Source organism: Dolichospermum sp. LEGE 00246, assembly GCF_015207865.1.
Taxonomy (GTDB): Bacteria; Cyanobacteriota; Cyanobacteriia; order Cyanobacteriales; family Nostocaceae; genus Dolichospermum; species Dolichospermum heterosporum.
Map to the genome: position 1 here is coordinate 1 of NZ_JADEWA010000311.1, position 6,506 is coordinate 6,506.

At 37.8% G+C, this 6,506-nt stretch carries 5 protein-coding genes; 1 reads left to right on the forward strand and 4 read right to left on the reverse strand.

Translation table 11 applies throughout. The features are described 5' to 3' along the window. Window positions 1-223: 223 nt before the first annotated feature. Both IQ228_RS18215 and ubiE read right to left on the reverse strand, forming a co-directional pair. Window positions 224-1,462 (reverse strand): DUF445 domain-containing protein, encoded by a 1,239-nt coding sequence (locus tag IQ228_RS18215; protein ID WP_027402833.1) that lies wholly within the window; start codon window positions 1,460-1,462, stop codon window positions 224-226. Between the two features lie 406 nt (window positions 1,463-1,868). After that, complete coding sequence (gene ubiE, locus IQ228_RS18220; RefSeq protein ID WP_193963829.1) at window positions 1,869-2,558, reverse strand: bifunctional demethylmenaquinone methyltransferase/2-methoxy-6-polyprenyl-1,4-benzoquinol methylase UbiE; 690 nt, start codon at window positions 2,556-2,558, stop codon at window positions 1,869-1,871. Between the two features lie 348 nt (window positions 2,559-2,906). Between ubiE and IQ228_RS18225 the strand changes: the two genes are divergently transcribed. Next, on the forward strand, window positions 2,907-3,983 hold the full coding sequence (locus IQ228_RS18225) for a RuBisCO accumulation factor 1 (RefSeq protein WP_027402835.1): 1,077 nt from the start codon (window positions 2,907-2,909) through the stop codon (window positions 3,981-3,983). A 477-nt stretch (window positions 3,984-4,460) separates the two neighbouring features. Here the strand turns inward: IQ228_RS18225 and IQ228_RS18230 are convergent, their stop codons facing one another. Next, on the reverse strand, window positions 4,461-5,627 hold the full coding sequence (locus IQ228_RS18230) for a hypothetical protein (protein ID WP_193963831.1): 1,167 nt from the start codon (window positions 5,625-5,627) through the stop codon (window positions 4,461-4,463). Between the two features lie 314 nt (window positions 5,628-5,941). Further along, a complete protein-coding gene (locus IQ228_RS18235) occupies window positions 5,942-6,478 on the reverse strand; it encodes a shikimate kinase (protein WP_193963833.1) in 537 nt (178 codons plus the stop codon). Window positions 6,479-6,506: the final 28 nt, after the last annotated feature.

Sequence of the window (6,506 nt, forward strand, 5' to 3'; positions counted from 1 at the left end):
ATTGTTAAATACTAGTTTAATCTCAAATTATGAAGGTATTTAACTAAGTAGGTGGGCGTTAAAAGTTGTCGTTGGGGCAAGGGAACAGGAAGAGAGTTTTGAGTGATTTTACTTTTCTTCACATACCTTTAAATTTTTCTGTTCACCTACTTAGATTGCCAGATACTTCTGAAGCGATTAATTACCAATTACCCATTACCCATTACCCATTACCCATTACCAATTACATAGATTGACTCAAAAATAAAAATCCTACTTGTAACAAACCAACAACAAAACCTAAAACACCACCCAAAGTGACAATTGCTTGTAATTCATTTCTGACAATTCCCTCAATTGCATCTTCTAACTCAGCAGGTGATGTACCTTTGACTCGTTCTACAATTACCTGATCTATAGATAAAATAGGAATTGCTTGAGATACAATAACTTCTAAATCTTTTTCCAGATACTTTTCTAAAATTGATGCTAAATCCCGTGCAACAAATTCTAAGGAGGTGTTAACAACGCTTGAACTACTTAAGCGATTTAGTAATACAATAGAAATCCTTTCCCAGTCAGCCGATTCTGTTAATTCCTTCAGTAAATCACTACCACTATTTTGTAGATATTGACGGACATTATCTCTAATAGTTTTTCGCAGTTGACGCACTGTACCAACTGGGAGATTTTGCAAAGATAAATTTTGTAATAATTCTTTAATGCGATCGCGCATTCTTAAATCTTTGATTAATTCTTGCAATCGCTTGTTAGTTGCTTCTTTCTCATCTAAGCAAAATGTCCGTAATCGAGTTAAAGTATTTTTCAACCCAAACAAATTTGCCACTACCCAATAAGTACCACTGGTTTTTTCTCGAAAGCTTTCATCAATAGTTTGAATTGTCCGATCTGTTAAAAAATCAATAATAACTTGTCGTAATCTATCTGAAGGTAAAACCACCTCTAGCAACCAATCAGCTAACCGGATAGATTGTTCATCACTGAGTTGAAATTCTAGTAATACTTTGTCAAATATTTGGTTAACTTGGGTTTCTAAAAATGTTTCTTTTCTCGCCAAAACCTTCAAGAGACGCGGTAAAGATTCACCTAATAAATCCCGTAAAATACCAGCTAAAATTTTAGTGCTACGAGGGTTTTTATCACCTTTAACTTGATCAACTACCAGACGTAATAACCAGAGAATTCCACCTTGTAATCGTTCAGGTTGTAGGAGTTTCCGCGCCAGATTTTGCATTTCTTCTGGAGTCAGTAGCGATTTCATAATCGCATTAGCAATATTCTGTCCTAACCGTTCCTGATTACTAGGAATTAAACCAGGAGTAAACGGTACTTTTCGTCCAAAAATATAAACGGCTTTATAGGGACGAAATAACATTTTTATGGCTATGTCGTTGGTATAATAGCCAATTAATCCACCCAGAATGGGGGGAGATATATATAATAGAATTCTAGACAAATCCACAGGCTTTTGGATTAGGTAATGGGTAATGGGTAAGGATGGAAGTTTTATTGAATTATTAATTTTGGTTCTACCGCTCCCTTTACGTAAAACAACATTTATTGTAGGTTGGGTTGACGCAAGGAAACCCAACAACTCTTACTAAGTAGCGAGACAGAATTAATTACACAATGTCATTGCGTTAGCGTAGCGTTAGCCATATGGAACGAAGTGAAATGAATCAATCGCAAGGGTTGTGATTGCTTCCCTTCGCTCGCAATGACTGTAAATATTTTTGTCCAATTACTTATCTTACCGCCAATGTTGGGTTATGCCTTCGGCTCCCGTAAGGGATACACTTCGTTCAACCCAAGCTACAAAAATCAAATTAATATTCTTCTCCATAAGGGGAGCAGTAGAACCTTAATTTTTAATTTCTTACTACTAATACTCCCATCATACCGTTAGCAATGGGGTAATGTGTGGCATTCATAAAACCGGCTTCAAGAGCTAACTCTATTTGCTCTTTCCCAGTGGGAAATCGGTCTAAACTAGGGCTAATATAAGCATATTCGTCTTTTAAGCCTAGATTAGTAGCTATGGGAACTACCAGATTATCCAAGTACCACTGTTGCACAGCGCGGTACTGTTGATTGTTGGGACGATGAAAGTCTAAAATTGCGGCTTTCGCACCTGGTTTGAGGACACGGTGTATTTCTTTGAGACTACCGGGAATATCTTTAACATTTCTTAATCCATACCCCATCGTGGCTGTGTCAAAATAATCACCATCGAAAGGTAAATTTAATACATCTGCCTCTACCCAATTAATAGGAGGTTGGGGATAGTAATTTTTGCAGCGTTCTTGAGCAGTATTTAGTAAGTTAGCGGAAAAGTCTACTCCATAAACTTTGCCTATTTTCCCTACATGACGTGCTAACCGAAAGGTTAAATCCCCACTACCACAACACAAATCTAAGCCAGTATCACCAGGTTTAGCTGCGCTCCATTTGACTGTCATTTCTTTCCAAATGCGGTGTTGTCCCAAGCTTAACTGATCGTTAAGTTGGTCATAAACAGGAGCAATACGATTAAATATAGCGCGGACTTCGTTACTCATTTGTTGAGGGAATAGGGAACATTAAGTTTTTTGGCACTTTCAGGGGTTAGGCGTTGACGGCGAACTTGGTTAGATTCAAAATTGGGTTTATCCATAAATATATCCGTGTTAGCTGCTATTTTGTTATATTTTCTATCTGTATGATGTTAAGAATAGCGCTGAAAACTCAAATGAGATGCAAATTTCTTTGATACACTAATTTTACAACTATATATCTCACTTATTTTTTCTGACTATTTTCATGAGTAATAAGTCAAAATACACATAAGAGAAGAAGATAGTTTTCTAGCTTTACATTTCTTCACGCTCATCAGACAGTATTAACTTTTTAAGACGCATCCTTTAATTATGACCGAAATACAGCCCAATTTGCCAAATCCTGACCAAGAAACAGCCACAGAATTATTAGTTAAGCTGAGACAAAAACAGGGGACTTGGGTAGAATGGGGACAGGCGATCGCCTACCTGCAAAAAAATGGTTACAATCCCCAAGACATCTTTGAAGCCACTGGATTTGAACCAATTCAACAAAATCAGGTAATTGTTGGCTCTCAGGTTTATAATTCTATGGAAAAATGTGGCTCATCATCGGCAACATTGGCATATTATAGCACCAAGAGTAGTGATGTCTTATATGAATTGCGTGGATTAACCCAAGAAGACCGAGCCACGACTGCGGATTTGACCTATCAATACAAACTTGATGCTGATGTAGTCAGGGATATAGCCAAAGCAGTGAAAGACTATTCTTGGTTTTCTAGTTTACCCGAAGGTTTTAGTAAACATCCAGGAGATGCGATCGCCTATCAATCCTGGAAATATGCTAAACAAAAATCTGACTTATCCGAGCGATCGCGCTTAATTGCCAAGGGCTTACGCTTTGCTCACTCCGAAACAGCCAGAAAACAACTAGAACAACTGTTAATGGATTTTAGCGTTACGGCTAAAGTAGCACCGCCGATTTTACCATTTTATCGTCTAGAAATTGATGAAGATTTACCCCGGATTTTACCGGTTGTAGGCGAGTTACCATTAACATCACAGGAATTAAAAGCTGTACCATTTATTACCGAAATTCAACCATTTCGGATTGTTAAATTTGCCGGAGAACAAGCTTGGGTAGCCTTACCGGGCTGGAAAGTGCTACTAAATGCAGAAGATCCTGTAGTTGTCATTGGTAATAGCGATATTTTCCCCAACCCCCATCAAAACAAAGTTGAACCGATCATGATCGTCATAGATCGCGCTCAAAGAGAATGGGATATTTCCAATTACTTTGTGTTTGAAAACGGCGATAGTATTGACTTTCAATGGTTTGAAACCGCACCAGCAATTCCCCTGTTAGGAAAAATGATTGTCTTAGTCCGTCCCAAGAAAGTCCTTGATGAAGAATATACCAAGGATGCTTGGCAGATTGACGAATAATGTAGTTAGCTTTCCCGACAGAAGCCCCCCGCTCACTCTTAGGAGCGGGGGATGAATGGGGCGTGAGTTGACTACAGTTCCCTGACTAATGTGCGTAGCTCGTTCGTGTAGCGTCTCGTAGAGAGAGAAGGGAACAGGTCGGAAACCAACGTAACCGTTCACGGGGGGTACAAAAAACACTCTATATGAGATTTCACGAAAACAGCATGAAAAACGTTATAGATTTGATTTTTTTAGGTCATTTGAAATTCGCAAAATCTCTATATCGGTTTGCAAATCGTTTTCCAGCCAATTTAAGAACCATTCGTTAATATGTCAAGTTGCCTGAAAAACCCAACAGACAAAGCTTTCAGGTTTTTTAATAAATTCTCACCCCCTGTGAACGGTTACAATTTCATTTTCTATAGCAATCCTAAATTATTTATATACAACAATACCCCCGACTTCTCTAAGAAGTCGGGGATCTGACGCTTAAAATTAATATCGGCAAATAGCCGCCACTTTGACTCCACTAGGCATTGCTTCTGGCTCTAGACTATATACTTTACCACCATTTAACATGGTGTGAATCACGGCAAAATCTAACATATCTTCATCGTCTGGTGCCGGTTCTGGATGTAACTCAACTGTAGCAGTTGGTAAATCAAATTTACCCCATATATATTCTTTTTCAGGCACAAATAAAGTATCAACTCTTTGATAATATGCAGCGGGAACAATTGTTTTGATATCATTGGCAATTTTGCTACTTTCTTCCCCAGCAAGTTGCAGATAAACAGCCATTAGATCTTCATATTCTTGTTGAAATAAAGGGGCAACAATTTTCCAAGCTGCCTGATTTAATTCTTGGTTTTTGAGAAGTTCTACATTGCCAGTAATACCTGTTTCTATTAAATATTGATAAGTATTAGCCTGTCGGTAAATTGGTAATAAATACTCCACACCCGCTAATATTAAAGGTGATTTTTTACCTCGTAATTTTTCATGTAATGCACTATCAACAGCATAACAAAATTGTAAAATGTCTTCTTCATGTTTCTCTCGATCTGGACTACCTTGTCCATGGACAGAACCAGGCTGTTGAGCGGCGGAAGTCGCACCTCTAGCTATACCAACTCTATGCTGTACACCTTTTTGAAATTCATCTTCTAAAAGAGTTTCTTCCAAATTACGAGGCATATTTTCTACTTCTACCTCATGGAGTTGATAGCGCGTTCCTGAGTAAAACTGAACATTCTTTTGACTTAAAGCCAAAATGTAGAATTGTCCATCATTATTAATCAAATTTAGTAAGGGTTTAATGTGGAAATTTTTGCCCACAACCACTAATTTGGGAAAGGAAATAGGTAAACAATAGTAACGAAATAGATTTGGGGAAATAAAAATTACTAATCCCTGATTTTGAATTTCCCAAAAATCAGTATTGTCTAATTCCATTGCTGGCTTGAGCAAATTTATAGTTTCAGCATGGCGTAATCCTATGTCATCTAAGCGATTTTCAGCTTCTCGAATTAAATTTTTAAACCGAATTGGATTTTGTCGCGTTTCTCCGCCTAGTTTTTCCATAGGTAGATACAGAGAAACGCATGGATACTCAGGATTTTGGACTAAATTTTTGAGTTCATCAAGAGAAAATATAGCCATAGATTTCATCCCCGTTGAGGATAATGATAGAATCTAGATTCAATTCAACTCCTGATGTGAGAATTCTGCATCTTTCTTTTGACAAAAAATTACCTGCTTTCTATTCCTTCTTATAGATAGAATAAAAAACTTTGCGCCTTTCCGCCTGGCGTGAGACTTGTTTATCTGTTCATTAAGCAACACCACCCTCAAAGAAAGAATTAAGTAGGTTGGCGTGGAAAATTGTCATTATGGCAAGGCAAAAGGCAAGAGGAAAGAGGGTTTGGGCGATTTTACGTTTCTTTACACAGTTTGGTTTTATTGTGTTCACCTACTTATTGCTGTTTGAGAATACTGGGAATTGTGGCTAGGATGCGTGTGGCAATTTCTTCTGGTGTTTCGGTCGCGCTAATAGTAATATGTAAATCAGCTTGGGAGTACATTGGCTGACGTTGTTCCAAAAGCGATCGCAATTTACTTTCCATATCAGCATCTTGTAAAAGTGGTCTGGTATTGTCTGCCGCCAATCGCTGTAAGATTATTTGTATTGGTGCATCTAACCAAATTATCAAACCATGATGGAGGTAACTCCAATTCCGTTGCTGCATGATAACACCCCCACCAGTAGCTACAACCAATTTAGTATAGGCACAAACTTGAGCTAAGACATCACCCTCCAACTTACGAAACTCTGGTTCACCATTTTCGGTAAATATTTCGTTGATAGATTTACCCGCGGCTTTGACTATCACTTCGTCTGTATCTACAAATCTATAACCAATTTCCGCCGCTATTAGTTTTCCTACTGTTGTTTTACCAACACCCATCATGCCAATTAAGTAGAGGTTAACTCTTTTTAAGATATCAATCATCAGTATTTTTCTCCTGTAAAATTATTAT